General features: G+C 63.4%; 28 protein-coding genes. 14 read left to right on the top strand and 14 right to left on the bottom strand.

Features of this window, described 5'->3' with window-relative positions; all coding sequences use genetic code 11:
- The first annotated feature begins 6 nt into the window (after positions 1-6).
- The 10 genes from sctI (at position 7) to J3P82_RS01610 (ending at position 6373) form a co-directional block, all read left to right on the top strand.
- Positions 7-381: a type III secretion system inner rod subunit SctI gene (gene sctI / locus J3P82_RS01655; protein WP_434560208.1), complete on the top strand. Its 375-nt coding sequence runs from the start codon at positions 7-9 to the stop codon at positions 379-381.
- 13 nt (positions 382-394) lie between these two features.
- On the top strand, positions 395-1270 hold the full coding sequence (gene sctJ / locus J3P82_RS01650; protein ID WP_434560206.1) for a type III secretion system inner membrane ring lipoprotein SctJ: 876 nt from the start codon (positions 395-397) through the stop codon (positions 1268-1270).
- A complete protein-coding gene (locus J3P82_RS01645; protein WP_434560204.1) occupies positions 1267-1857 on the top strand; it encodes a hypothetical protein in 591 nt (196 codons plus the stop codon). The genes sctJ and J3P82_RS01645 overlap by 4 nt, the downstream gene beginning before the upstream one ends.
- Positions 1835-2416: a type III secretion system stator protein SctL gene (gene sctL, locus J3P82_RS01640; protein ID WP_434560202.1), complete on the top strand. Its 582-nt coding sequence runs from the start codon at positions 1835-1837 to the stop codon at positions 2414-2416. Before J3P82_RS01645 ends, sctL begins: the two co-directional genes overlap by 23 nt.
- Positions 2417-2554: 138 nt before the next feature.
- A complete protein-coding gene (locus J3P82_RS01635; RefSeq protein WP_434560200.1) occupies positions 2555-2779 on the top strand; it encodes a serine kinase in 225 nt (74 codons plus the stop codon).
- A complete protein-coding gene (locus J3P82_RS01630) occupies positions 2766-3191 on the top strand; it encodes a type III secretion system chaperone (protein WP_434560198.1) in 426 nt (141 codons plus the stop codon). Before J3P82_RS01635 ends, J3P82_RS01630 begins: the two co-directional genes overlap by 14 nt.
- Entirely contained in the window at positions 3184-5322 is a 2139-nt protein-coding gene (sctC, locus tag J3P82_RS01625) for a type III secretion system outer membrane ring subunit SctC (RefSeq protein WP_434560196.1), read from the top strand. Before J3P82_RS01630 ends, sctC begins: the two co-directional genes overlap by 8 nt.
- An 11-nt stretch (positions 5323-5333) precedes the next feature.
- Positions 5334-5528 carry an HrpT family type III secretion system protein gene (gene hrpT, locus J3P82_RS01620; RefSeq protein WP_434560194.1) on the top strand — a complete coding sequence of 65 codons (195 nt, stop codon included), beginning with the start codon at positions 5334-5336 and terminating at the stop codon, positions 5526-5528.
- Positions 5529-5533: 5 nt separating this feature from the next.
- A complete protein-coding gene (locus J3P82_RS01615) occupies positions 5534-5911 on the top strand; it encodes a hypothetical protein (protein WP_434560192.1) in 378 nt (125 codons plus the stop codon).
- A gap of 12 nt (positions 5912-5923) precedes the next feature.
- Entirely contained in the window at positions 5924-6373 is a 450-nt protein-coding gene (locus J3P82_RS01610; RefSeq protein WP_434560190.1) for a type III secretion system chaperone, read from the top strand.
- 133 nt (positions 6374-6506) lie between these two features.
- Here J3P82_RS01610 and J3P82_RS01605 read toward each other — a convergent pair whose 3' ends face one another.
- The 12 genes from J3P82_RS01605 to J3P82_RS01550 all read right to left on the bottom strand — a co-directional run bounded on the left by J3P82_RS01605 (position 6507) and on the right by J3P82_RS01550 (position 17511).
- Entirely contained in the window at positions 6507-6722 is a 216-nt protein-coding gene (locus J3P82_RS01605) for a hypothetical protein (protein WP_434560188.1), read from the bottom strand.
- Positions 6723-7139: 417 nt separating this feature from the next.
- On the bottom strand, positions 7140-8240 hold the full coding sequence (gene sctU, locus J3P82_RS01600; RefSeq protein ID WP_434560186.1) for a type III secretion system export apparatus subunit SctU: 1101 nt from the start codon (positions 8238-8240) through the stop codon (positions 7140-7142).
- 15 nt (positions 8241-8255) lie between these two features.
- Positions 8256-9053: a type III secretion system export apparatus subunit SctT gene (gene sctT, locus J3P82_RS01595; RefSeq protein ID WP_434560184.1), complete on the bottom strand. Its 798-nt coding sequence runs from the start codon at positions 9051-9053 to the stop codon at positions 8256-8258.
- On the bottom strand, positions 9053-9307 hold the full coding sequence (sctS, locus tag J3P82_RS01590; RefSeq protein WP_434560182.1) for a type III secretion system export apparatus subunit SctS: 255 nt from the start codon (positions 9305-9307) through the stop codon (positions 9053-9055). Before sctS ends, sctT begins: the two co-directional genes overlap by 1 nt.
- Before the next feature lie 10 nt (positions 9308-9317).
- The gene (sctR, locus tag J3P82_RS01585; RefSeq protein ID WP_039590376.1) at positions 9318-9971 is read right to left on the bottom strand and encodes a type III secretion system export apparatus subunit SctR; all 654 of its coding nucleotides are present in this window, start codon (positions 9969-9971) and stop codon (positions 9318-9320) included.
- Positions 9968-11065 carry a FliM/FliN family flagellar motor switch protein gene (locus J3P82_RS01580; RefSeq protein WP_434560180.1) on the bottom strand — a complete coding sequence of 366 codons (1098 nt, stop codon included), beginning with the start codon at positions 11063-11065 and terminating at the stop codon, positions 9968-9970. The genes sctR and J3P82_RS01580 overlap by 4 nt, the downstream gene beginning before the upstream one ends.
- On the bottom strand, positions 11062-11625 hold the full coding sequence (locus J3P82_RS01575) for a type III secretion protein (protein ID WP_434560178.1): 564 nt from the start codon (positions 11623-11625) through the stop codon (positions 11062-11064). Before J3P82_RS01575 ends, J3P82_RS01580 begins: the two co-directional genes overlap by 4 nt.
- Positions 11618-12037 (bottom strand): hypothetical protein, encoded by a 420-nt coding sequence (locus J3P82_RS01570; protein WP_434560176.1) that lies wholly within the window; start codon positions 12035-12037, stop codon positions 11618-11620. The genes J3P82_RS01575 and J3P82_RS01570 overlap by 8 nt, the downstream gene beginning before the upstream one ends.
- The gene (locus J3P82_RS01565; RefSeq protein WP_434560174.1) at positions 12024-13379 is read right to left on the bottom strand and encodes a FliI/YscN family ATPase; all 1356 of its coding nucleotides are present in this window, start codon (positions 13377-13379) and stop codon (positions 12024-12026) included. The genes J3P82_RS01570 and J3P82_RS01565 overlap by 14 nt, the downstream gene beginning before the upstream one ends.
- Positions 13379-14272, bottom strand: coding sequence for an FHA domain-containing protein (locus tag J3P82_RS01560; protein ID WP_434560172.1), 894 nt, complete (start codon positions 14270-14272; stop codon positions 13379-13381). Before J3P82_RS01560 ends, J3P82_RS01565 begins: the two co-directional genes overlap by 1 nt.
- Positions 14273-14431: 159 nt before the next feature.
- Entirely contained in the window at positions 14432-16519 is a 2088-nt protein-coding gene (sctV, locus tag J3P82_RS01555) for a type III secretion system export apparatus subunit SctV (protein WP_434560170.1), read from the bottom strand.
- A complete protein-coding gene (locus J3P82_RS01550; protein ID WP_434560168.1) occupies positions 16516-17511 on the bottom strand; it encodes a TyeA family type III secretion system gatekeeper subunit in 996 nt (331 codons plus the stop codon). The genes sctV and J3P82_RS01550 overlap by 4 nt, the downstream gene beginning before the upstream one ends.
- Between J3P82_RS01550 and J3P82_RS01545 the strand changes: the two genes are divergently transcribed.
- The 3 genes from J3P82_RS01545 (at position 17497) to J3P82_RS01535 (ending at position 19105) form a co-directional block, all read left to right on the top strand.
- A complete protein-coding gene (locus J3P82_RS01545; RefSeq protein WP_434560166.1) occupies positions 17497-17877 on the top strand; it encodes a hypothetical protein in 381 nt (126 codons plus the stop codon). The two genes, J3P82_RS01550 and J3P82_RS01545, sit on opposite strands and share 15 nt — an antisense overlap.
- 83 nt (positions 17878-17960) lie before the next feature.
- Positions 17961-18512 (top strand): RNA polymerase sigma factor, encoded by a 552-nt coding sequence (locus J3P82_RS01540; RefSeq protein WP_434560164.1) that lies wholly within the window; start codon positions 17961-17963, stop codon positions 18510-18512.
- Positions 18509-19105, top strand: coding sequence for a GNAT family N-acetyltransferase (locus tag J3P82_RS01535; RefSeq protein ID WP_434560162.1), 597 nt, complete (start codon positions 18509-18511; stop codon positions 19103-19105). The genes J3P82_RS01540 and J3P82_RS01535 overlap by 4 nt, the downstream gene beginning before the upstream one ends.
- A gap of 90 nt (positions 19106-19195) precedes the next feature.
- On the opposite strand, the gene J3P82_RS01530 is transcribed toward J3P82_RS01535, so the two are convergent.
- Positions 19196-20410, bottom strand: a complete 1215-nt coding sequence (locus tag J3P82_RS01530) for a cytochrome P450 family protein (protein WP_434560160.1) — start codon at positions 20408-20410, stop codon at positions 19196-19198.
- Positions 20411-20551: 141 nt separating this feature from the next.
- On the opposite strand from J3P82_RS01530, the gene J3P82_RS01525 reads away from it, so the two are divergent.
- On the top strand, positions 20552-21709 hold the full coding sequence (locus tag J3P82_RS01525; RefSeq protein ID WP_434560158.1) for a serine hydrolase domain-containing protein: 1158 nt from the start codon (positions 20552-20554) through the stop codon (positions 21707-21709).
- A gap of 157 nt (positions 21710-21866) precedes the next feature.
- Here the strand turns inward: J3P82_RS01525 and J3P82_RS01520 are convergent, their stop codons facing one another.
- A complete protein-coding gene (locus tag J3P82_RS01520) occupies positions 21867-22934 on the bottom strand; it encodes a transglycosylase SLT domain-containing protein (protein WP_434560156.1) in 1068 nt (355 codons plus the stop codon).
- Positions 22935-23069 lie beyond the last annotated feature (135 nt).

The following is a 23069-nucleotide window of genomic DNA, read 5'->3' as shown; positions in this document are numbered from 1 at the left end:
AAATCCATGACCGTCCAAGCCATCGACACCACCAGCGTTGCTTCCACCGCCACCAAGCCCAGCGCGCGGCCGCAAGCGGGCGCAGAGACCAGCGATGTCAGCTGGTTCAACGCGCAAATGCATGAAAAACCCCCAGTCCCCAACAGCGAAAACAACGTCGCGGCGAGGATCATTGATTCGCTGTCCAGCCGCTCCGGCGAGTTGCAGCGCCTGGACGATCGCGCCAACCGCGACATGCTCAAGGCCATCCGCACCGCCGATCCGCAAGACATGTTGCAGTCGAACCGGTCGCTGTCGTCCTTCCACCTGGAGAGCCTGATGACCGCGAAGATCGTCAGCAAGGGCTCCCAGGCCATCGAGAAACTCACCAATCTCCAGTAAAGGGAAGCCGGTCATGTTCATGCGCGCATTCTCACCTTTAGTGTTGTGCCTGCTGCTCGCCGGATGCGACGAGAGAACGGCGTTGCACAGCCATCTTTCCGAACAGGATGCCAATGAAGTGATCGCGGAACTGGCGGACAAGAACGTTGAGGCCAGCAAGCAGGTCGACAAGGACGGACTGACCGTGCTGGTCGAGCCGGCCGACATGAACAGCGCCGTGCAAGTGCTGGAAGCGGCCGGACTGCCGCGGCGATCACGTTCCAGCCTGGGAGAGATTTTCCGCAAGGAAGGGGTGATCTCCACACCCATGGAAGAGCGCGCCCGCTACATCTACGCGCTGTCTCAGGAACTCGAATCGACGCTGTCACAAGTCGATGGCGTGGTGCTCGCCAGGGTTCATGTGGTCCTGCCGGAACGGGTCGCACCCGGTGAGCCGGTCCAACCCGCCTCGGCCTCGGTATTCATCAAGCACACCAGCGCTCTTGATCCCGACAGCATCACGCCACGGGTACGCAACCTGGTCGCCAGCGGGATTCCGGGCATGGCCGACGCGGCGCAGAACGCCGCCAAGTTATCGGTGGTATTCGTTCCCGCCGCCGCGTATCAGGAACGACGCAAGATGGCCTACTTCGGACCCTTCCTCATGCAGGCCGACGAGATCGGCTACTGGCGGGGGGTGACCGTGGCGGCCGGCATCACCTTGCTCGCCCTGCTGATGGGCGTCTTGTATGGCCTGTACAGGTTATGGCGCAACGGCGTGTTGGTGCTGCCGCGATTTCTCGACCGCAAGACTGCAGCCGCCGCTTCACCCCAGGGCACTACCTCGCCGTCACTGTTCGCAGTCAACAGTCCCGGCTCCAAGCCTGACCGCAGCGGGACCGCCGCATGACCGTTGCGCTTGATTGGGTTCGCTGGTGGAGCCATGCCTGGAGAGAAGCCGACCGTGACTGGTATCCACCGGCGCTCGGCCTGCTGACCGCGCAACACATCGACGCCCTGGCCCGCGGGCAGCATGCCGCGCTCGCGCGCGGCTTCGGCATAACGCCTTGCACTGCGCCACAACCCAGGTCGGCGGTGCAATCGCTGCTCTGCGGCACGCCTCGGCCCTTGGCCCTTGCCTGCCAACTGGTGGCAAACACATGCTCACCGGTAACGGCAACGGGTGCGCTTTCGGCGCAGGACCGCGCGTGGTGCGAGCGCACCGCTAAAGCGTTGCGTCCCGGCCACTGGCTCGAGCAAGGCCAGGATCCGCTTGCGCTGTTGCGCGCCTGGCTGGACGAACGAACCTGGGAGCGGGCGCGCCTGGTTTTTCCACGCGAAAGAATCCTTGCCCTCGAATCGCTGCCCGCGCCACAACCACCCGCCGCCAAACTCGACACGCTCTGGCAATCCGCGTGCTGGAAAGCCGAGCAAAGCCTGGCGGCACCGCTGACCACCCAAACGGAGACGCACGATGTTCGCTCGGCGTTCGCTTGAACTGCGCCCCGATGGCCAAGGCCTTCTGCAGCCCTATATCGCTCAAGAAACCCTGGTCGACTGCGGCCGTGCGCAAACCGCTCTCGAACGGGCCCAGGCACAAGCCGCGCAACTGCTTGAGCAGGCCGCCGAAGAAGCGGACGCCGCAGTGCTCCAGGCTCAAGCACAGTTCTGGGAGAAAGCCGAAACCGTGCTCGCGGCCTGGGAAGCCCAGCGCCTGGCCATGTGGGCGCGGATCGAAAGCAGCGCGGCACTGTTGGTCAACGAAGCCCTGGAGATGTTGTTGGAGGATGTGCCGGAGCAGGCGCGCATCGATGCGCTCGTGCGTCAGCTTGCCTCGTGTCAGGATGATGCGGTCGCCGCGACCCTTCGCTGTCATCCCGATGATTTGGCGAAACTGACCCAAAGCCTGGGTTCATCGGGCGAGCGTCCCTGGACGACGGTTGCAGACGCCCGCATGGAGGCGCACCAGCTGAAGTTGGAAACGCCGGGCGGCACGTTCCTGGTCGATTGGGCCACGGCTGTCGAGGCATTGCGCCTGCCTGAACCGCAGCGGTGAGCCAACAACGCAGAACCCGTGGCGTGCCTGAGGATTCAACCGTCACCGCGACTGGCTTTTTTCCTTTCTTTTACGCGGAACCGCCGCCGGCGTAATCACCACTCATCCGGTGAATACGCCCACTCGGAGGAACCGACCATGTCTTCTATCGATGCCTTGCAGCGCCGTCTCGACACTTATTTCCAGCGCGCGACCGATAACGTCAACAACGCGGCGATCAACGCCGCGGAAAGCCAATCGCTCGACGATATGCATTCATTCTTCACCAGCATGAACGGCATGTCGGTCGCGGTGAACGCGACCACTCAACAAACCAGCGCCCACCACAACCTCGCCAAGGCGATCATCGATGCAATGCCATGAGCTGCGCACACAGCTTGCCCGCTGGAGCGCCAGCGCCGACGGCCCGGAGCACTTCGCGGTTGTCGTCGACGATGGCGAAGCAGTTTTCAACAAGCTCGACGGCGGCCTGCTGGTGTCGGTCGAACTGATGGCAGCACAAGCGAAAGAAGCATCCTTGGAAAACGTGCTTCGGCTGGCGCACCCAAGCCTCTCGCGATTTCCTGGAGCACTGGCCCGCTCGGCGCAGGACGGCCGGTTATGGCTGTTGGCGCAATTGGCGCCGGATGCACACGTCGACGACCTGTTCGACGTGCTGGAAGCACTGCTCAATCAGCGCGACACCTGGCAATCGATGTTCAACAAAGACCCACGTGCCGGGGCTCGACGCCCGGCGCATTTTCATCCGCTCGGAACAGGAATCCGTCATGCCTAACAGGTGGCTTGCACCCTACCGCTCGATGCCCGCGGGCAGCTCTTCGGTCGCGCGGCGCTGGACGAAGTCTTCGTTGCTCGCGCTGGTATTGGCCGGCGCACTTGGTGCGGGCATGCCGGTGGAGGCTGCGGTGCCGACCGACTGGAAGAACACGCCTTACGCCTACGACGCCCAGAATACTGCCCTGCCCAAGGTGCTTGGCGACTTTGCCAACACATTCGGCGTGCAACTGGTACTCGACGGGACCGTGAAAGGCACCGTCGACGGTCGGATGCGGGCTGAAAGTCCCCAGGCGTTCCTCGATCGGCTCGGCCTGGAAAATCGCTTCCAGTGGTTCATGTATGGCAACTCCTTGTACGTCAGTCCGTTGCAGAACCAGGACTCCAAGCGCCTGGAAGTGTCCGCCGACGCGGCACCGGACATGAAGCAAGCCTTGATCGACATCGGCCTGCTGGACCCGCGTTTCGGTTGGGGTGAGCTGCCCGACGAAGGCGTCGTACTGGTGTCCGGCCCGGAACGCTACGTGCGCCTGGTGGCGCAGTTTGCCGAAGCACGCAAGACACCTGAAGAGAAGCAGGAAGTGATCAGTTTCCCGCTGCGCTACGCCACCGCCGCCGACCGCAGCGTCAAATACCGGGGCGATACGCTGGTGATTCCCGGGGTCGCGACCATCCTCAAAGGCCTGCTGGAAAGCCGCAGCGCCGTTTCCGGAGGGATGCAGGCGACCTCCCCCCAAGCGGCGTTCCAGAACATGCAGGCCCATCAGTCCATGAGCATGGGCAACATCGAGCAGTTGGCGTTGAACGGCATGGGCCGCCCGAACACCCACCGCGTGCAGCCCGGCGGCAACACAAGTTCCGGCGGCCGCGGCAGGATCCGGGTCGAGGCCGACGTGCGCAATAACGCGGTGCTCATCTACGACTCACCCAAGCGGCGGGAGATCTATACACCGCTGATTCGGGATGTGGACGTGCCGCGCAAACTGGTGGAGATCGATGCAATCATCCTCGACATCGACCGCACCCAACTGGCCGAACTGGCCTCGAACTGGAACGTCGAAAGCGGCGACCTGATCGGCGGCGCCTCGATGATTCGACCCGGCGCCAGCTCGACCGTGTTCATTCAAGACTACGGCGATTTTTCCGCGCAATTGCGCGCCCTGGAAGGTCGCGGCCTGGCCTCGGTGGTGGCGAACCCATCGGTATTGACCCTGGAAAACCAACCGGCAGTCATTGATTTCAGCCGGACCGAGTACATCTCCGCCATTGGCGAGCGTGTGGCCACTGTCGAGCCCATTACGGCGGGCACCAGCTTGCAGGTCGTGCCCCATGCCATCGAGACCGGCGGCCGCAACCAGATCCAGATGTTCCTCGACATCGAAGACGGCCGCATCGAACCCTCGGAGGTTGGCCAACAAACGCCGAGCGTGCGGCGAGGGGTTGTCAGCACGCAGGCGGTGATGGGGGAAAGCCGCTCGTTGGTGGTGGGCGGCTTTCATACCGAGGAAACCGGCGACAATCTTGAGCGGGTGCCATGGTTGGGGCGTATCCCACTGGTCGGGCCGCTGCTGTTTTCCTCGACCACGCGCGAAACCAGCCGCCGTGAACGGGTGTTCATTCTGACGCCCCGCCTGATCGGCGACCAGGTCGACCCGGCCCGCTACATCTCTGCCCTTGACCGAGAGCAAGTGGACGGCGCCATGGCGCGCCTGGAGGAACGTCGCAACGGCACTCGGCCCGTCGGTCGAATCGAAGTCAGCGATGTGCTTGCGCAACTTGCCGACGGCAACATTCCGGCGACGTTCAAACAAGCCGCCTCGATTCCTTACTCGCCCGATACCTTGTGTGCGTTGCAGCCCGGTTTATCGCTGGACGCTTCACGGGCGCAGTGGTTCGCCGGTCCCGACTACGGCATTGCCGTGGGCGTGGTGCGCAACGATGGCCAGGATCGACTGCGCTTCGACGAGGCGAGCTGCAGCAGCCGCTGGACCATGGCGGCCTCCGCCTGGCCAAAAGCGTGGCTTGAGCCCGGCGAGGAAACGGAAGTGTTCGTGGTCATGAAACAACCCAAGCGCACGCCAGGCGGTGGGCGCTCTTCTCTCTTGCAAACCAGTGCGAGGATCACACCATGAGGCGCACGCTGATGCTGCTCGTCTTACTGCTGAGTCTGCCGGTGTTCGCTGGCTGCGCAAGCCGCTGGGGTTGCCAGGGCGATGCCTGTAGCCGCGCCGAACCGGACAACGGCCGACTGGTGATCTGGTGGTCGCCGGGCATGCGCGGCGGCCTGGGCTCCCCCGAACACCCGCTCGACCATTCGGTCGTTCCATTGGAGAACTGAACGGTATGTCTTTTTCGGTACACAGCGTAAGCACGCGCCAGGCTTTTCAGAAAAACATCATCGCCGGCATCGCAACGTATTGGGAAATTGCCCCTGGTATTGAGTTCTGTCTGCGCCGGGAACCTCACAGCGTGGGGCTCGCCTTGCAGATACAAAGCCACGTGATAGGCGTGAATCAGGTCCAACGGGCCCTTGAACGACGCTTCGCCCACCCGAGCGACTACGCGCAGCTGTTCCTGTTTCTGGATCCGCAGCGGGCGCTGGTGGTTTGGCAGGCGTTGCCAGAATCATCGATATCACCGCAACTGCTCGATGAAATCCAGTCCCGGCAGTTGTCGCTGTTGGGCCTGGAAGACCTTGATGAATATTCGGCAACTTATTGAGGGAGGTTTCCCATGTCCGTCACACCGTTCGCCCAGCGTCTGATCCATGCCCTCGCGCAACACCTGAATGCAGACTTGCAACTGGAAGGTGGCGTATGCGCACTGTATGACGCGAGCAACCGGGAAGCCGCGATCATCGAGCTGCCCGATCCCGGCGACGTCGCCATTCTCCATTGTTCGATCGACGTACCTGCCCATGCGCCTGGCCTGCACAAACGCTTGCTGGAGCTCAACTTTCGATTGGATCTGCTCGGCGGCAGCTGGCTGGCCCTGGACGACAAGGGCAGCGTTCGTTTATGCGCCCACTGTCCGTTGTCGCTGCTCGATGAGGCGAAGTTCTGCCATTGGATCGTAGGTTTCATCGCCCAGGTCGGCGAAGTTCGTGGACGCCTGGCGGTGCCTGCCACACCGAGCGCCCCTCGTCCGGCCTCGCTCAACACAAGCCGCACCCGACTGGGCTAGACAGCGAAAAAACGTGGCGAGGGAGCTTGCTCCCGCTTGAGGGCGAAGCCCTCACAAAAAAGGTCTGCTGCGCAGCCCAGCGGGAGCAAGCTCCCTCGCCACGGGTCCATCGTTTTCCAAGTCATTGCGAGCCTTACCGAAGCTTCATCGCTTCACCTCCTTCCTGCATGACTTTCCTTGCGCTGTCCATGAAGCCCTTGGTGACCTCCGTCACCGTATCGCTCATCAGCTTGGTCATGTCGGCGGAGCTTTTGACGAGCACCATGGCGCTCTGGCGCTCTTCCATCTGCATCTGCATATCGAACTGCCTTTGCATAAGGTCTTTTTGACGGCTTTCCATCTCGCTCATGAACGAATCGGGAGTGCGAGGTGCCGGAGCGGAATCGGACCTTTGCCTGTCGTTCAGCGGTCGATCGTCAGGCGGTGCGGCCGTGCGGTTCGTGCCCCTTGTACGAGTCCGGCCGCGTTGGTGCACCGCAGGGGGCGCGGAGGACGAGCGCCCTCGATCATGCAGGCTTTGAGTGCCGGTGCGCTGCTGCGCATCGCGAGACTGCTGGCTCAACGAGGGTGAACGCGATGGGTGCAAGCCTTCGGTGCCATGCAGGGCACCCGTGCCTCTTATGGCGCTGGATAACGCATTGGGTTCAGGCATGAGAATCTCCACGAGTCTATGTTTGCGGTGGATACTGTCGGCAAGCCGGCATCGCCCAGGCGAGCCCGGCTCACTACCTGAGTGGCATACCCGTGCGCACCGGTTCCATCGGCCTCAGCGCAGGTTCAGTTCCGGAATTTCGATCACGTCATCCTTGGCCTCGTCGTCCAGCTCGCGCAATACCCGGTAGATGTGCGCAACCGCCTGGAGCGTTTCCCGGGGGATATAGCCGCCAACGTCTTCCCGGTAAATCGTCCGCGCCAACCAGATGCATTGGATGACCGGGACGCGCGCCGCCTTGGCCCGCTCGATCAACGCACGGGCATCGGCATCGACACCTTTGGTAATCAGCTGCGGCAACGGTGTCTCCTCAGGTCGATAGAACAGCGCGACAGCAAAGTGCGTCGGATTGACCACCAGCATGTCGGCCTCCTCCACCGGTTTGGTTTCCTTACCGGCGGGCTGGTCGATCAACTGTCGGGCCAGGCTGCGGCGATGCATCTTGACGTGAGGGTCGCCCTCCATCTCCTTGAACTCTTTCCGCACCTCTTCCTCGCTCATGCGCAGGCGTTTGGCGAAGAAGTATTTCTGCAAGCCGAAATCGAGAATCGCCAGCACCAGCAACACGCCCAGGCAGATGTGCATGATGTGCCGGAACAAGCTCGCCAACCCGCGCCAATACGTGTTCAGGTCGCCATTGACCAGGCTGATCAATGACCCGAGGGCGGGCATGGTCACCAGATACAGCACGCTGGCAATGAACACGGCCTTGACCAGCCCCATGAACAATTGGATCAGCGCCTGGGCGGAGAACATCTGTTGGGCCTGGTTCAAGGGGTTCAAGCGGTTCGGATCGGGTTGCAGGGCCTCGGGCGCGAACAGGAAGCCGAACTGCACCCAACCGGCGATCAGGCGCGTGGCGATCGCCAGCCCCACGGTCATCAGGGTGAAATTGAGCAGCACGCCGCCGGCATGGGCGAGGGTTTCTTCGAAGGCTCGCACGAAGTCGACATCCAACCGGTGCAGCGGGAACGCGACCATGTCACCCAGCGCCTGCATGCTGCTGTCGGCCTGGCTCAAGGCCACTTCGGTGATTGCCGTGAGCACCAGCAGGCTGCTCAGGTCCTGGCTTTGGCCGACCTGACCCTTTTTGCGCGCGTCGCGGATTTTCTTCGGTGTCGCCTGTTTGGTCTTTTCGCCACTGTCTTCGCTCATGAACGAGCCCCTCCTTCAGGGCGACGGCACTAACAGATGCAGCAGATGGCGGATTTCTCCGTATCGGCTGAGACGCCCGGTCATCGCGTCCCACAGGGTGGGCAGGTAGAACAGCAGGAAGCCCAGGCCGACCAGGCTCTTGGCCGGCATGGCGAGGACAAAGACCTGCAATTGCGGGCTATACAGGCTGAGCAAGGCCAGGGCGAACTCCACCAGCAACAGCAAGCCGATAAAAGGCGCGGCGTAGAGGATCATGTGCATGAACATTTCGGCGAGCAGCCCGAGGAACACGCCGAAGCCATCCGCGCCGGGCAACGGAAACCAGACCGTGGGCGACCACACCAGATAGCTGTCCCAGATCACCTGCGTCAGCGTGCCGATGCCCAGGGTGGCGACCAACAGTAAAATGGTCATCTCCTTGAACAAATGGCCCAAGGGCGTCGTGTCCGTGCCAAGGGCAGGGTTCAACTGGCCACCGATGAGCGCACCGCGCTGGTTGTCGAGCAACGCGCCCACCGACTCGTACAACCAGAACGGCATCGCCAGCAACACGCCAAGCAGCAGGCCCAGCACGACCTCCTTGAACATCAAGCCGCCCAACGTCAGCCAGTTGACCTGCGCGTCGATCAAGGCCTGGCGGATGCCCGGCGCCGGCAGCATGCCCAGGGCGAACACCACGGCATGGCGCGGCAAGCCTCGCAGATGCTGGAAACAGAACACCGGAACCAGGTAGGCCACAGGATAGATGCGCGCCATGCCGAGGGCGATCGACAGCAGCAGGTCGAAATACGGGACGAACGCCTGGGCCGTCATCAGGTATTGGCCATCATTTCAAAGGCCCGGCGCAACAGCCCCAGCAACTCGCCTCCGATCCACCGGCCGGTGACCAGCAAGGTTAGCCCGACCGCCACCAGCTTGATGCCGAAGGGCAAGGTCTGGTCCTGGATCTGCATCAAGGCCTGCACCAGGGAAGTCAACACGCCAACGACCACCGCCACGATCAAGGGCGGCGCGGAGAGCAATACCACCAGCAGCATGCCTTCCTTGAACAACGTCAGCGCGTCCATCGCATGCCCCTCAGAGATAGGAATAGAAAAGGCTGTCGAGCAATTGCGTCCAACCCTGCACGAGGACGAAGACCAGCAGCTTGAGCGGCAGCGAAATGGTCATGGGCGCGACCATCTGCATGCCAAGCGCGAGTAGCAGGTTGGACACGATCAGGTCGATGACGATGAACGGGATGTAGATCAGGAACCCCATCTGGAAGCCTGCTTCGAGTTCCGACAGCATGAAGGCCGGGATAAGCAGCATCAGGTCGTCGCGACTGGCTTGCTCGGCGCGCTCCTTGGGCCACATCCGCTGGGTGTTTTCCAGCAGATGCGCAAGGATGTCCGGGTTGGTATTGCGCGACATGAAGGCTTGCAGCGGCTTGACCGCGTTCAAGGCGGAACCCTGCAACGCCTCGGTATTGCTGAAATCCAGCGGCCGCTCTTTCAATTCTTCGGCAATGTCGTGGCCGACCGGCGCCATGATGAACAGCGTCGCGGCCAGCGCGATGGCATACAGCGCCATGTTGGGCGGTACCTGCTGGACGCCGATGGCGTTGCGGGTGATCGTCAGCACGATGGCGATCTTGAGGAAGGCGCTGCAAATGATCAGCAGCAAGGGGACCAATGAGATCCCGCCGATGAACAGCGCCAGCAGAAAGGGGTCGACCCCCTGGAAGCTCATCCAGCCACGTCCACGCGAGTGACTTGCAGGCCCAGCCGGCCGTCGATCTCCACCAGCTCGCCATGGGCCAGGGCCCGCTCGCCATGGAACAACGCCGCCACACCCGGCGCCACACCCTGGACCTCTAGCACCGCGCCGGGCGCCAGGTTGCGCAACTCGCCCAAGCTCAGGCTCAAGTGACCGCAGCGAATCGTCAGCGCCAGCGGCAGGTCGCTGAAGCGCTCGTTGCCGACGCCCCGCTCCTGCATCGGTGCCTCCGCGGTTTCAGTGTCCGCATCGTCAGGCACCGGGTAATCGGCCGAGTCGGGAGCCTGGGCATCCGGTTCGTAGCGGCTAGTATCGTCCCAGTCGGGCGTCAGGATATCGGTGTCGGCATGGGTGCTCATAGCGGTCTCCTCCAGAGCGGATACGGTCAGGCGCAACGGTGCGGCGCGACTGTGCACCCGCACCTGCAAACAGTGCCGGCCCAGGCGAACCTGCCCTTGGCCGGATGCGTCGAACAGAGCGGTTTGCGGCACCAGCACGTCACCGGGGCGCAGTACCGCCAGTAGCCCGGTATCCAGCGCCAGGTGCCCCAACAGCACCGGAACGTGCAGCACGAAATCTTCATTCCAAGGCGCTTTGCGTTGCTGCCACGGCGCGGCACCCAGCAGCCCGAGCAGGGTTGCGCCGGTCACTTCCACGTGACTTGCGACACAGGCAGCGCCCACCCTCACGTCGAGCCGACACGCGATGCCCCGGATCATCGGCCCGGCCAGGGGCTTGAGAAAGCCGAACGCCTGGCGCAAGGACTCGCTCAGGGTTTGCTGGAACAGCGCCCAGAACCAGGCGTCATCCGCGCAAGGCTCGGCGGGCAGGACCACCGGGCATTCGCCGAACAAGCTGAGTACCGGGCCGGGCTCGGCCAAGGCCAACGCGCCATGGGCGCACTCCAACAAGCAGGGCGCGCCTGCCGTGCGGCTGCTCGGCGTCAGTTCCAGCAAACCCGTTTCGCCTGCTACCTCGAAGGGCAAGCTGACGCCCGTTCCCAGCAACAAGCGGGCGGCGACGTCATCGCCGCACACCGATGGCAGCGTCAATGCACGTACGGTCATGTCATGTTCGCCTGTTCTTCGCGCATCACGCGCACCGTCACCGGCTGGCCCAGGCTCTGGGCCAGTGCTTCCTCAAGGCGACCGGAGCGACTCGACAGCCGCGCATGGGCTTGTTGGGTTTCGCCAGTCAGGCCGATATCCCAGCCAGACGCCCCGCCCAAACGCTGCGCAGAGACCCTGATCCGTCCCAAGTGCGGAAGGTGCAGCAGCAGGTCCAATTGCTGGTCGAGCGTGGCGCGCAGGCGTGGCGACAACTGATCGACGAAAGCCTCCACTTCGCCTCCCTCCGGGCCCGCCATCCCCGACAGGGAACCGGTACCTGCGGTGTCGTCCTCGCCATGGCCCCGGGTTGCGTCGACCCATTGGCGAAACCAGTAGCCGTCACTGCGCTCGGGCATCACTTCGGGGTCGCGCTCCGATGCAAGCGCGGGCTCGCGTGCTGCCAGACAACTTGCCCGGCTCGCCTGGGCAAGGGGTTGCTCGTAAGCGTGCGGCGCGTGACGGACGGGGACAGCGGGGCGATGCGGCGGCGTACCGCCATGCACGGTGCGTTCATTCATCACTGGAGGCCTCCACCAGGTAGTCCATCATGGCGCTGAGTTTTTCCAGGTCACGCCTGCGCCCTTGCAACCGTTGCTGGGCGGCTTCGGTGTTGCGCGCCTGTTGCGCCTGTTCCTCATCCAATGCCTGCAAGGCTTGGGTTTGCTTGGCCAGCTCACCGATCAAGCGTCGCTCCTCGGTGCTCCACGCGTTCAATTCGCAGACGCTCACCGCACGGCCGCGATGCTCGCCGTACAACGCTTCGCGCCGCGCTGCCTGCTGTTCGGACGCGGCCTGCCAGCGCGCCCGCGCGGCGACGACCGCCGCTTCGCGCTCGCGCAACAAATCGCGTTGCTGACGCCAGGCCCGTTCGGCTTGCGCCTCGCGATGCCGGCGCACCGGCGCCAGGGCGTCCAGATCAGCCCGGGACATAAGCAGTCAGCTGCTGGAGGTGGGCGAGTGTCGAGGCAAACGCCTCCGGCTCGCGCAGGTCTTGGCGCAGGAAAGCGTCCAGGGCGCCACGAGACTCCACTGCCAGGTCGGTCAAGGGGTCGGCGCCGGCCTGATACTCGCCCAGGCGCAACATCAGCTCGATCTGGTCGTAGGCCGAGAGCAGGCGGCGCAGATTGATCCCCGCTCGCAGGTGATCGGCCTCGGCCACGTTGACCAAGGTGCGCGACAGGCTGGCCAACACGTCGATGGCCGGGTAGTGACCACGTTCGGCGAGCTTGCGCGACAGGACGATGTGGCCGTCGAGCAGTGAACGCACTTCGTCCGCCACCGGATCGTTCATGGAGTCCTGTTCAATCAGTACGGTGTAAAGCGCGGTGATCGCGCCTTCGTTGCTCAGCCCGGCCCGCTCGACCAGGCGTGGCAACAGGCTGTAGACCGACGGCGGCAGGCCGCCGCGACCCAGCGGCTCGCCAGCCGCCAGGCCGATTTCCCGTTGGGCTCGGGCGAAGCGGGTCAGCGAATCGATGAGCAGCAGGACCCGCTGGCCCTGGGCACGAAAGCCCTCGGCCAATGCCGTGGCGGTGAATGCCGCGCGGGCACGCTCCATGCTGGAGCGATCGGAGGTGGCACACACCAGGACCGCACGGGACCGCAGCTCATCGTCCAGCTCATGGTCGAGAAATTCGCGCAGCTCACGCCCACGTTCGCCGATCAGGCCGAACACGATGACATCGCAATCGACGTTGCGAGCGATCTCCGCCAACAGCGTGGTCTTGCCGCAACCGGCACCCGCAAACAATCCGACCCGCTGGCCTTCGCCGAGCGTCAGTGGGCCGTCGATGGCACGCACGCCTGTCATCAAGGACCGTTGAATGCGCGGCCGTGCGGTGGGTGCGGGCGCCTCGCCAATCACTTGCGAGGCATGCAACACCCGCGGCCCGGCAAATGCACCCACGCCCCCTTCCAGCAAGGGCCGGCCGAAGCCGTCCAACACCTGGCCCAGCAACTGCGGCCCGACGACCACCCGATGCGGCATGCCCAGCGGCTCCACCGCCGCGCCGACCCGGACACCTTCCAGCCCGCCCAGGGCGCTGAGCAAGGCGTCGTGCTGGTCGAAGCCGACGATCTCGGCGAGCAATGGCTCGCGGGCCTCGCGCTCGACCTGGCAGAGGTCGCCGATCTGCGCCCCCGGCAGCCGGCATTGCAACAGGATCCCGCTGACCCGCTGCACCCGACCACGCACCATGACCGGCGCGAATCGCCGCAGATGCGCGCGCTGCCCGGCCTCCCAGGTTTCCATTCGGGCGATGGCGGCTTGCATCACCAGGTCACCTCGTAGCGTTGCTCGCCCTCGAAAGTGACTTTGCCGCTGTCGATCGCGGTCAGGCGCAGGCCGTCGATCTGGTCGCCGAGGAACAACCGGCGACCGTCGGAAGTGACGACGTGGCCACGTTTGCCACCGACGATCTGGGCGATCTGGAACGGCAGTTGCGTCAACCGCTCGTTGACGTTGGCCGTGATCCCGACCGACGTATCGTAGCGAGCATGGAAGCGCTCGATCAGGCGCTCGACCACCGCCAGGCGTTGACGCGGCAGCTCCCCCACCAAGGCCAGCCGCTCGCCCTGGACCTCGACCCGTACAGCCGCATCCAAGTCACGCTCTTGAAGCATGCGATCGAGCTCCAGGCGGACCGCCTCGACAGAGCCCAACGCCGCCTTGGACGGTTTGAGCTGTTGTGCCGCGCCGGGCGCCACGGTCGGTGCCGGTTGGCTGGTAAAGGCCCACGCGCTGGAGGCGACGGTGATCACCGCTGCGGCAATCCCCAGGCGCTTGGGCCACGATGGCCGTGTCGCAGACTTGCCAGTCTCGCGCTCCGCCGTCAGCTGCGCCGCCTCATCCAGCGCCGCCTCTTCGGGCCAGGGCTGATCGGCCGGGGCCAGGCACAGCCAGACGCCAGCAATGGAAAACGGTGCGTTGCCTTGCAACGGCTCGGTCGATGCCCAAGGCTGGCCTTGCCCATTGCAAACGGGGCCTTCCAGCGTATCCAGCAGCCATTGGCCCTGGACCTGCTTGAGGACCACGTGACGTGCGCAAACGCCTGGGTCGTACAATGCCAGGTCGGCGTCTTCCGCCGCCCCGACCACCCATTGCTCCCCCACCAGCGGCAATGCCGCACCTCGGTGCAGACCACTCAATACTCGCAGTTCGAACATGGTCGATTCCTCAAGGCGCGACAAACGTGCGCCCACGATCAGGTTGAACGACGGGGCGCGGACGGCCCTCGTCTACTGTCACAGCCAGGCCATCGAACGCACCTGGATTTACGTCACAACGCTTGGCATCGCCGCTGGCGCGCCAAACGAAAAAAACCGTCATGCGGCATCCTCGACCCGAAGTGTTTCCTGCTCGAGATCAAAGCGCCCCAGCACGTTGACCTGGGCATTGCTATGCAACTCGCTGAAGGCGAGCACGGGCACGTGGTTGAACTCGTCACGCAGCAAGTCACGCAGCGGCGCGCGCAGGTCCTGGGCCACCAACAGCACGGCCACGCGTTTGGCCCGCAGCGGAAACCCTTCGCGCAACTGCAAGACCAGGGCGCGGGTGTGCACGCTTTCCAGGGCAAAAAAGGTTTCCGTCTGGGTCTGGCGCAGGGCGTCTCGCAGCAAACCTTCGGTCTCCGGCGTCAACAGCCAGACGTGCAGGCCGTCTTCGTCGCGGTACTGGTGATAGATCTGCGACTTCAGAGCGATGCGCGCGTAATCAGTCAGCGCTCCCACGTCGCGCTCGTGCTGGCCATGCTCGATCAACGACTCGGCGATCAACCGTACCGCCCGCAGCGGCACGCCTTCCCCGGCCAGGCGTTGCAGCACTGCGGCGAAACGGGCCAAAGGCATGGTTCGTTGCAGCTCCTGCACCAGCTCTGGCTGCCCTGCTTCGAGCCAGCTGAGAATCGACTTGCTTTCCTGCAAGCCGAGGAATTGCGGCCCGGTGGCAAACATCGCGCGGCTCATGCGCTCGACCAGCAACTCACCCGCCGGCACCGCCTCCACGCGCTCGTCCGCAAGCAACGGATCGTCCGGCGCCAGCCATAGCCACTGATGCTCGTCACGCACTTCACTGCCGACCTGCGCGTCCCGCGGTTCGAACGGCAGTGGCCCGCGCGCTACCGCCACGCGGTTACCGAAGGTCGCCCTCAGCATCGGCACCTCGTGCACACAAAAGCGGAACTCGTCGTCCTCCAGGAGCGTGCTGTATTCGATTTCAAACGGTGGCAAGGTCAGGCCAAAGCCGGCCACCAACGCGTTGCGCTTTTTGCGGATCGCTTGGATGACTTCTTCGGCGGCTGGCTTGCCTTCCATCAACTTGGAAAACTGCAAGAGATAGGCACGGGTTGGATCAAAGCTGCGCAGGTCTTCGGCGCCATTCTGTTCGGGCGTCACCACCGCTTCAGGCTGGTCACCCTCACGGGCCCGGCGTGCACGGGCATACAACTGGAGAATGCCCGCGGTGCCTGTGATCAGGGCGATGACGATGAACACCAGGGTTGGCATGCCGGGCAACGCGGCGAAGCCGAGCATGCCCACCGAAGCGATCACCCAGGCCTTGGGTTCGGCAGTCAATTGCTGGCCGATTTCCTTGCCGACACTGCTACCCGCCGGCTGCCCTTCCGGTGACACGCGAGTGATGATCATGCCGGCGGTGAGGGAAATCAGCAGTGCAGGAATCTGCGCGATCAGGCCGTCGCCGATGGTCAATACGGCATACAAGTGCATCGAGTCAGACGCGCTCATATCATGCTGGACCATGCCGACCGAGAAGCCGCCGATGAGGTTGATCACCACGATCACCAAGCCTGCGATGGCGTCGCCCTTGACGAACTTCATCGCCCCGTCCATCGCCCCGAACAGCTGGCTTTCCTTGTTCAGTTCCTCACGGCGGCGCCGGGCTTCGCTGACATCGATCAGGTTGGCGCGCAAGTCGCTGTCGATGGACATCTGCTTGCCTGGCAACGCATCCAGCGTGAACCGCGCCGCCACCTCGGCGACCCGCTCGGAGCCCTTGGTGATCACCAGGAAATTGACCACCGTCAGGATCAGGAAAATGACCAACCCGACCGCAAGGTTTCCCCCCACCACGAAATTGCCGAACGCCTGGACGATGTGGCCGGCGTCGCCCTGGAGCAGGATCAGCCGCGTGGTTGCCACCGACAGCGCCAGCCGAAACAAAGTCGTCAGCAGCAGTACTGCCGGAAACGAAGAAAACGCCAACGGCCGTGGCAAGTACAGCGAGAGCACGATCAGCAGGCAGGAAATGCAAATGTTGATCGCGATCAGCGCATCGACTACCGAAGTCGGCAAGGGCAGGATCAGCATGAACACGATGCCGAGCACCACGAACGCCCCGGCCACTTCGATACGGCGCACCGCCGCGTTGGCGACTTTGTTCAGTATCGCGATCATGGCCGCGCTCCAATGACCGGTTCGGCGGTCTGTCCGCGGGTCTCGCCACGGGAGCGCTCATCGAGCAGCACCAACAGGTTTTTCAGGGCGTTCTGGCGGCTTTTGGCATCACGCCAGAGCGCCAGCGGCAACCGCTTGAGCAACGGGTACAAGCCGTTCAGGGAGACGAGTTGATCTCGCTCCTGGTCTCCACCCAGTTCACGGCCGATACGACGGACCTCCGCCGAAGACAGGCCGCTGCTGACAAACCCCAGCATGCGCTGTAGCAGCAGCACGGCCGTGAGCTGGCTGGCTGGGCAGCTGTAGGCCAGTCGCTCGAGCAAACCGCGACAGCTTTGCAGCACGCTGCTCAATTGCGTCGAGGCAGCCAGGCCGATCAACAGCGTGCGCAGCAACGCGGTGGGCCGTGAAGGCGTATGGGCGGCGATGTCATCGGCCAGCGCGCGGCGCATCATGTCCAGCCCCGACACGAACGCCGCTTCGCCGAACAGGCCAAGCAACGCTTGCATCATGGTCGGCAACGACTGCTTGAGCACCACGGTGTCGTAATAGAGCCGCCGTACCGCCTGACGCAGTTCAGGATCGCCGCCCGAAGCGAGCAGTGCCTCAGCGATGTTCATGCCTGCTTGGATCTGCGCGCCATAACGTTCACGCAATAGCTGCAGATAGTCCCGGGCACGCTTGGCTTCGACGAGGCGACCTTGCGCCTCGGCGTCCAGCAACGCTTGTTGCAAGATCAGGTCGGTGCGGGCCGGATCACCGCCAGTGGACTGGACCACCTCTTCGAGTATCGGTTGGCCATTGAGCAGCACACCGGCCTGGGCGGCCATGGCCCCCAGGCTCTGCTTGCCCGGATGGCCGAGTTGGTCGTACCACTCCTCCAACTGCTCCCGGGTTTCAACTCGCGTGCGGCCCACCTCACTGCGGGCGCTGCGGATGCGTCGCTGGCTCAGCGCCTTGGTATTGCGCTCCACGTGATGACTGAAGGTCATGCCGACCTCCTCCATCGAACTGGGCTGCGCGGCCTGCGACGATTCGACAGGCCTGCCAATGCCCGCCACAGCCGAAGCGGCCTGGGCGAGATTGACGGCGGTGTGCGCGTTGGTCGGGGCTTCTACTTTCATGATGGCCGGGAGCGTGGTTTCGGACGCTCAGTGGGTGGCGCCGATCCCGCATTCGGTTCCATCGCCGGACAGGCCTTTTTCGATCCTTTCGGCGGCATCGTTCCCACGCCATTTTCGGGGGACCAGCCGGTGCAATTTCATGCATTGAGTTCCGTGAAAGCCGTGCATGCCCTTGCACAAATAGAGCAAAAGCACCAGCTAAAACCACTTCAATATCAGTTAGTTAAAGGATAGGTCGGGATTGGCACAGGTCCTGCTGAAGGGGTAACGCCGACATACGGGTCGGCGCTATGGAACCTATTCAGAGGGATTTATTGATGAACAGTCTGAATCTCATGCTTGCCCCGCAAGCCTCACCGACACGCCCCAGCGCGCCAAGCGCCTGCTTCGGCGACGAGCGCAAGCTGCGTCTGTTTGTGCAAAAGCGTGTGCTCAACCAAGACGACGCCGACGACATCATCCAACTCACCTATCTGGAAGCCTGGCGCAACCAGGAGAAGTTCAAGGGCCTGGCCAAGCCGGACACCTGGCTGTGCGGCATCGCCCTGAACCTGATCCGCAACCACTTCCGTCGCTTCTATGCACAACCACCGCTGAGTACGTTCGACGAAAGCGATTTCATCCCATCCAGCGAAGACATCGACCTGAGCGAGCTGTGCGACAACCGGCGGCTGTTGGACCGTACGCTGTCAGCCATGGACGCGCTGCCCAAGGACATGCGCGAAACCCTGTGGACTGCCGTGGACACCGAGAGCAGCTACCGCGATGCCGCCGAACGGCTGGGCGTGCCCATTGGCACTGTGCGCTCACGGTTGTTTCGCGCCCGTGAACAACTCAAGCGAAGCGTCTACGGAGAAGCCCGACCATGATCAGTAATCGTTTGAACAGCCGACCCGACCTGCCACGTGGCGTGCGCCGCTATACGCCCGACGACTTGCCGGTGATGACCGATATCTTCAACGAAAGCGCTCTGGGGGGGACCAGCTCTCCGGTGCTCAGAGCGTTTTCCCTGAAGGAAATGACATTCTTCGTCGATTGTTTCGTCAAGGAAGGTGATCCGATCTACGTACTCGAACGCGCCGGCGAAGTGGTCGCCTGGTTGATCGTCAACCGCTTTTGTTGGGGCGCCCAGGCCTGCCGATTGACCGGCGAAGTGTCGATCTACGTGCGCAACGATCACATCGGCAGCGGCGTCGGCATTCGCCTGGGCCAGGCCGCGGTGGTATTGGCCAGGCAGTATGGTTTCGAGACGCTGGTGGCCTGGATCATCGAGCACAACGAGGCGAGCAAACGTGGCGTGCAGGGACTGGGCGCAGCGCAATGGGGACGTTTCCCGGGTATCGCCCGATTCGCTGACAAACGTGCGGACGTCGTGCTCTACGGGCTGGACCTGATGCCAATCGACACGCCATCCGCCACTGTTTCAGCGCCTGTGCAGACACTGGAGGCCAGCCTGGCGTAAGTTCACGGCTCGTCCGGCCGGCGTGTCGGACGAGCCGTATCGTTCATCTGGCATGGGCATTCGGCCCATGCCAATTTTTGCACAACCCAATCAATCGACCGACCAGCACACCGGCAACGCATCCGGTCCCCTGAAGTTGGGCACATAGCGCCAGCGCACAGCGCCGGGGTCAACCGCCAATTGCAGACCCGGACAACGTCGCAGCAAGGTGTCCAAGGCAATTTCCAGTTCATGCCGGGCCAACGATGCGCCCAGGCAATAATGCGTGCCCTTGCCGAACGACATATGTGGGCAGGCCGGGCGAGTGATATCCAGCCGTTCAGGATTGGCACACATCGCCTCGTCGCGATTGGCCGATCCCACCACCGCCACCAGCATCTGCCCACGCTGCAAACGCTGCCCGGCCAACTCCGTGTCTCGGGTGACGAAGCGGACCATCGCCCGCTCCACCGACGAGTCGTAACGCAACAGTTCTTCGACCGCGTCGGGCATCAGCGCCGGCTCATCACGCAATCGGGCCAGCGCATCAGGATGCTGCACAAGCGTGTACACGGCATTGCCAATCATCGACGCCGACGTTTCGTGACCGGCAATGATCAGCAGGGCAATCATGCTGCACAGCTCACTTCGGCTGAGCATGCTGCCCTCTTCCTCGACCTGGGCCAGCGCCGACACCAAGTCATCCGCCGGATGGGCCCGACGCTGATCGATCAAGGCGAGCATGTAGCTGGCGAATTCGTGGTAGCAGCGCTGCAGTTCACTCAGGTCATGGCCCACTTCCCGGACGATCGTGTGGGACCAACGTCGAAAATCCTCACGGTCTTGAGCGGGGACACCGAGCAGTTCGGCGATGACGGTGATCGACAAAGGAAAGGCATACTGGCTCACCACATCCATTCGCCCGCTCGGCTGTACGGAGCCCAGCAACGTCTCGGCGATCTGTTCGATGCGCGGCCGCATGGCGTTTACCGCCTTCAAGGTGAAGGCCTTGTTGACCAGGCGACGCAAGCGGCGATGACTCTCCCCGTCGCGGTTGAGCATGTGATCGTTGAGAAAAGCGATGGACTGCTCGCCACCCAGCATTGCGGCAAATTGCGGATCGATCCGTGACGGGTCACGGGCGAAGCGCTCGTTGTCCAGCAGCACTTCCTCGACTTCCCGAGCGCCGGTGACGTACCACATCGGCGACTGCCCTTCGGGCTGGCTGAGGAACACCGGAGACTCCTGGCGCAGCGCCGCATAATGCCGATAAGCCGCGCCGCGAAACGCGTCGCTATTCAAATCAAGGGTACGCTCGTAAGCCATGAAACTCTCCAAGGGCGGGGATCGTTGCTCCTGAGTGGCTCGGCTCGCCTGAAAAGATCCCACAGGAGTTCTTGAAACTTGATGAACCGTTTGCCCGCCCGCCGTCACTCAAGGGGAACCCCTACCCCGCGCGGAGCTGACATGACGCATGCACTTGCTTTCGATGGCCACTGTGACCCTCGCTTCGAACCCGTCAGAGAAGCTTTTATCGGGCTGATGCAAAGCCCTTTCGAACGCGGTGCCGCCCTTTGCATCCAGGTTGATGGCGAAACGGTGGTCGACCTGTGGGCCGGAATTGCCGGGCCGGAGCCGGACAAGCATTGGCAGCGCGACACCCTGCTCAACCTGTTTTCTTGCACCAAGCCCTTCACGGCGGTGGCGATCATGCAGTTGGTCGGCGAGGGACGCCTGGACCTGGACGTGCCGGTCTGCCGCTACTGGCCTGAATTCGCCAATGCGGGCAAAGCGTCCATTACCGTTCGCCAGGTGCTTTGCCATCGCGCCGGGCTGCCCGCGCTGCGCACGCCCCTGGCGCCAGAAACGCTTTACGACTGGGACACCATGACCGACCTGATCGCCGAAGAGCAGCCGTGGGCCGAGGCTGGAACAGCGCAGACCTACTCGCCGTTGCTGTTCGGCTGGATCCTGGGTGAGCTGCTGCGCCGGGTGGATGGCTTGAGCCCGGCGCAAAGTATCCACCAGCGGGTGGCGGTGCCACTTGGCCTCGACTTCCATATGGGTCTGGACGACGCGACCATCGCTCGATGCGCCTACATGGCGCGCACCAAGGATGAGGTCGACGATGAGGCCTTTGGCCGAGTGCTGCGGTACGTGCTCACCGAGCCGACGGCCATGAGTACATTGGCCTTCGCCAACCCACCGATGGCGCTGGGGCGCAGTAACGAGCCGGGCTGGAAGCGCATGGCCCAGCCGGCGGCCAACGGCCACGGCAACGCGCGCAGCCTGGCGCAGTTTTACGCCGGCCTGCTCGACGGACGGATACTGGAATCGCCCCTGCTCAACGAAATGCTGCGCGAACACAGCGCCGAATACGACCCGACCATCCAGACCCCCACCCGTTTTGGCCTGGGCATCATGCTCAACCAGTCGAACGTGGCGAACGGCAGTTATGGCATGGGCGCCGAGACCTTCGGCCACATGGGCGCCGGTGGCACCATCGGCTTTGCCGACCCCGAGCGCGGCGTGGCGTTCGGTTTTGCCTGCAACACCATTGGCTCCTATGTCTTGATGGACCCTCGCGCACGCGGCCTGGCGAATGTCGCGATGGATTGTTTGTAGAACCCGAATTCGGCGATGGTCAATCCGTGGCGAGGGAGCTTGCTCCCGCTGGATTGCGCAGCAATCCCATTGTTGATGGGCGCTACGCACCCAAGCGGGAGCAAGCTCCCTCGCCACGGGTTAAATGTCGGCAAGCGAATCGTATTGACCCGTGCACTCACACCCCAGGTGGCGCAGCCACCTCCGCCACCTGTGGCTCGACCGTGGCGGTGTCGGGAGCAGCGACCACCTGTTCTTCATCACCGGCGACGCGAGGCAGCGCCGCCTTGGCGATCATGTCCGGTTGCGCCAGCAGCCTGCGCGACGCTTCCACGGGCATCAGCAAACGTCCTCTGGCCCGCCCCCGCCCGGCAGGGTTGAGCATGCGCAACTCCCGTTCATGAACACCCGACAACTGCGCCAATTGCGCAAGGTCCACCGGTTGCGTCAACGCGACCATCTGGAAATACGGCTGGTCGGCGATCGGCGCCAGGCTCACGCCAAAATCCGCAGGCTTGTTCACCAGCTGCGATAACGCCAGCAAGCGCGGCACGTAGTTCTGGGTTTCGCCCGGCAGTGACAGGTTCCAATAGTTGGTCGCCAAGCCCCGCGCGCGATTACGCGTGATGGCGTCGCGCACCCGCCCCTCCCCGGCGTTGTATGCGGCCAGCGCTAACAGCCAGTCACCGTCGAAGTAATCGTGCAGGTAGGACAGATAATCCAAGGCGGCCCGCGTGGAAGACGGAATGTCCCGGCGCTCGTCGTAGTCACCGCGCTGCTGCAATTGGTAACGGCGTCCGGTGGCTGGAATGAACTGCCAGAGCCCCAAGGCCTGGGCAGGGGATTTTGCGTTCGGATTGAACCCACTCTCAATGGCCGGCAGCAGCGCCAGCTCCAAGGGCATGTTGCGCTTGCTCAATTCGCCCACGATGAAATGCAAGTAACGGCTGCCCGCGCGTCCGGTCTGGGTGAGAAAGGCCGGGCGTTCCATCAGCCAGCGACGTTGCTCGTCAATACGTGCCACCCCTTGGGTTCTTGCCTGCAAGGAAAAACCCTGGCGCATTCGCGCCCACAGGCTGCCGCCGCTTTGCGGGGATGACTCGCCAATCTCGATGATCGTGTCCGTGGGTGCCGGTTCAAGCCAGCGCAGTTGGGCACGGTAAGGCTCGTTGGCGAAACGATCATCAATGGTCAGCTGCGGTTCGAGGTGCTGGCATCCGCACAGCAAGGTCCCCATGGCCAGCATGGACAATCCTTTGGGGACGAATCGAAGGGCTGGCAAAGGTGCGAGTGATCGGAGCATGGGCGGTCAACCTTGAGTGAGGTGGCGCCATTGGGTGGCAGATCAGCTGTCGGCGGTTCCACGCCATGCGGTGGAACC

The organism is Pseudomonas sp. Z4-20, assembly GCF_051131955.1.
Taxonomy (GTDB): domain Bacteria; phylum Pseudomonadota; class Gammaproteobacteria; order Pseudomonadales; family Pseudomonadaceae; genus Aquipseudomonas; species Aquipseudomonas marvdashtae.
The sequence above is the reverse complement of the archived record's forward strand: the minus strand, read 5'-3'. Positions and strand labels throughout refer to the sequence as shown.

Bases quoted from the DNA above. Each gene is read 5' to 3' on its own strand.
- sctI (WP_434560208.1), top strand. From the start codon at position 7: ATGACCGTCCAAGCCATCGACACCACCAGCGTTGCTTCCACCGCCACC.
- sctJ (WP_434560206.1), top strand. From the start codon at position 395: ATGTTCATGCGCGCATTCTCACCTTTAGTGTTGTGCCTGCTGCTCGCC.
- J3P82_RS01645 (WP_434560204.1), top strand. From the start codon at position 1,267: ATGACCGTTGCGCTTGATTGGGTTCGCTGGTGGAGCCATGCCTGGAGA.
- sctL (WP_434560202.1), top strand. From the start codon at position 1,835: ATGTTCGCTCGGCGTTCGCTTGAACTGCGCCCCGATGGCCAAGGCCTT.
- J3P82_RS01635 (WP_434560200.1), top strand. From the start codon at position 2,555: ATGTCTTCTATCGATGCCTTGCAGCGCCGTCTCGACACTTATTTCCAG.
- J3P82_RS01630 (WP_434560198.1), top strand. From the start codon at position 2,766: ATGCAATGCCATGAGCTGCGCACACAGCTTGCCCGCTGGAGCGCCAGC.
- sctC (WP_434560196.1), top strand. From the start codon at position 3,184: ATGCCTAACAGGTGGCTTGCACCCTACCGCTCGATGCCCGCGGGCAGC.
- hrpT (WP_434560194.1), top strand. From the start codon at position 5,334: ATGCTGCTCGTCTTACTGCTGAGTCTGCCGGTGTTCGCTGGCTGCGCA.
- J3P82_RS01615 (WP_434560192.1), top strand. From the start codon at position 5,534: ATGTCTTTTTCGGTACACAGCGTAAGCACGCGCCAGGCTTTTCAGAAA.
- J3P82_RS01610 (WP_434560190.1), top strand. From the start codon at position 5,924: ATGTCCGTCACACCGTTCGCCCAGCGTCTGATCCATGCCCTCGCGCAA.
- J3P82_RS01605 (WP_434560188.1), bottom strand. From the start codon at position 6,722: ATGAGCGAGATGGAAAGCCGTCAAAAAGACCTTATGCAAAGGCAGTTC.
- sctU (WP_434560186.1), bottom strand. From the start codon at position 8,240: ATGAGCGAAGACAGTGGCGAAAAGACCAAACAGGCGACACCGAAGAAA.
- sctT (WP_434560184.1), bottom strand. From the start codon at position 9,053: ATGACGGCCCAGGCGTTCGTCCCGTATTTCGACCTGCTGCTGTCGATC.
- sctS (WP_434560182.1), bottom strand. From the start codon at position 9,307: ATGGACGCGCTGACGTTGTTCAAGGAAGGCATGCTGCTGGTGGTATTG.
- sctR (WP_039590376.1), bottom strand. From the start codon at position 9,971: ATGAGCTTCCAGGGGGTCGACCCCTTTCTGCTGGCGCTGTTCATCGGC.
- J3P82_RS01580 (WP_434560180.1), bottom strand. From the start codon at position 11,065: ATGACCGTACGTGCATTGACGCTGCCATCGGTGTGCGGCGATGACGTC.
- J3P82_RS01575 (WP_434560178.1), bottom strand. From the start codon at position 11,625: ATGAATGAACGCACCGTGCATGGCGGTACGCCGCCGCATCGCCCCGCT.
- J3P82_RS01570 (WP_434560176.1), bottom strand. From the start codon at position 12,037: ATGTCCCGGGCTGATCTGGACGCCCTGGCGCCGGTGCGCCGGCATCGC.
- J3P82_RS01565 (WP_434560174.1), bottom strand. From the start codon at position 13,379: ATGCAAGCCGCCATCGCCCGAATGGAAACCTGGGAGGCCGGGCAGCGC.
- J3P82_RS01560 (WP_434560172.1), bottom strand. From the start codon at position 14,272: ATGTTCGAACTGCGAGTATTGAGTGGTCTGCACCGAGGTGCGGCATTG.
- sctV (WP_434560170.1), bottom strand. From the start codon at position 16,519: ATGATCGCGATACTGAACAAAGTCGCCAACGCGGCGGTGCGCCGTATC.
- J3P82_RS01545 (WP_434560166.1), top strand. From the start codon at position 17,497: ATGACTGAAGGTCATGCCGACCTCCTCCATCGAACTGGGCTGCGCGGC.
- J3P82_RS01550 (WP_434560168.1), bottom strand. From the start codon at position 17,511: ATGACCTTCAGTCATCACGTGGAGCGCAATACCAAGGCGCTGAGCCAG.
- J3P82_RS01540 (WP_434560164.1), top strand. From the start codon at position 17,961: ATGAACAGTCTGAATCTCATGCTTGCCCCGCAAGCCTCACCGACACGC.
- J3P82_RS01535 (WP_434560162.1), top strand. From the start codon at position 18,509: ATGATCAGTAATCGTTTGAACAGCCGACCCGACCTGCCACGTGGCGTG.
- J3P82_RS01530 (WP_434560160.1), bottom strand. From the start codon at position 20,410: ATGGCTTACGAGCGTACCCTTGATTTGAATAGCGACGCGTTTCGCGGC.
- J3P82_RS01525 (WP_434560158.1), top strand. From the start codon at position 20,552: ATGACGCATGCACTTGCTTTCGATGGCCACTGTGACCCTCGCTTCGAA.
- J3P82_RS01520 (WP_434560156.1), bottom strand. From the start codon at position 22,934: ATGCTGGCCATGGGGACCTTGCTGTGCGGATGCCAGCACCTCGAACCG.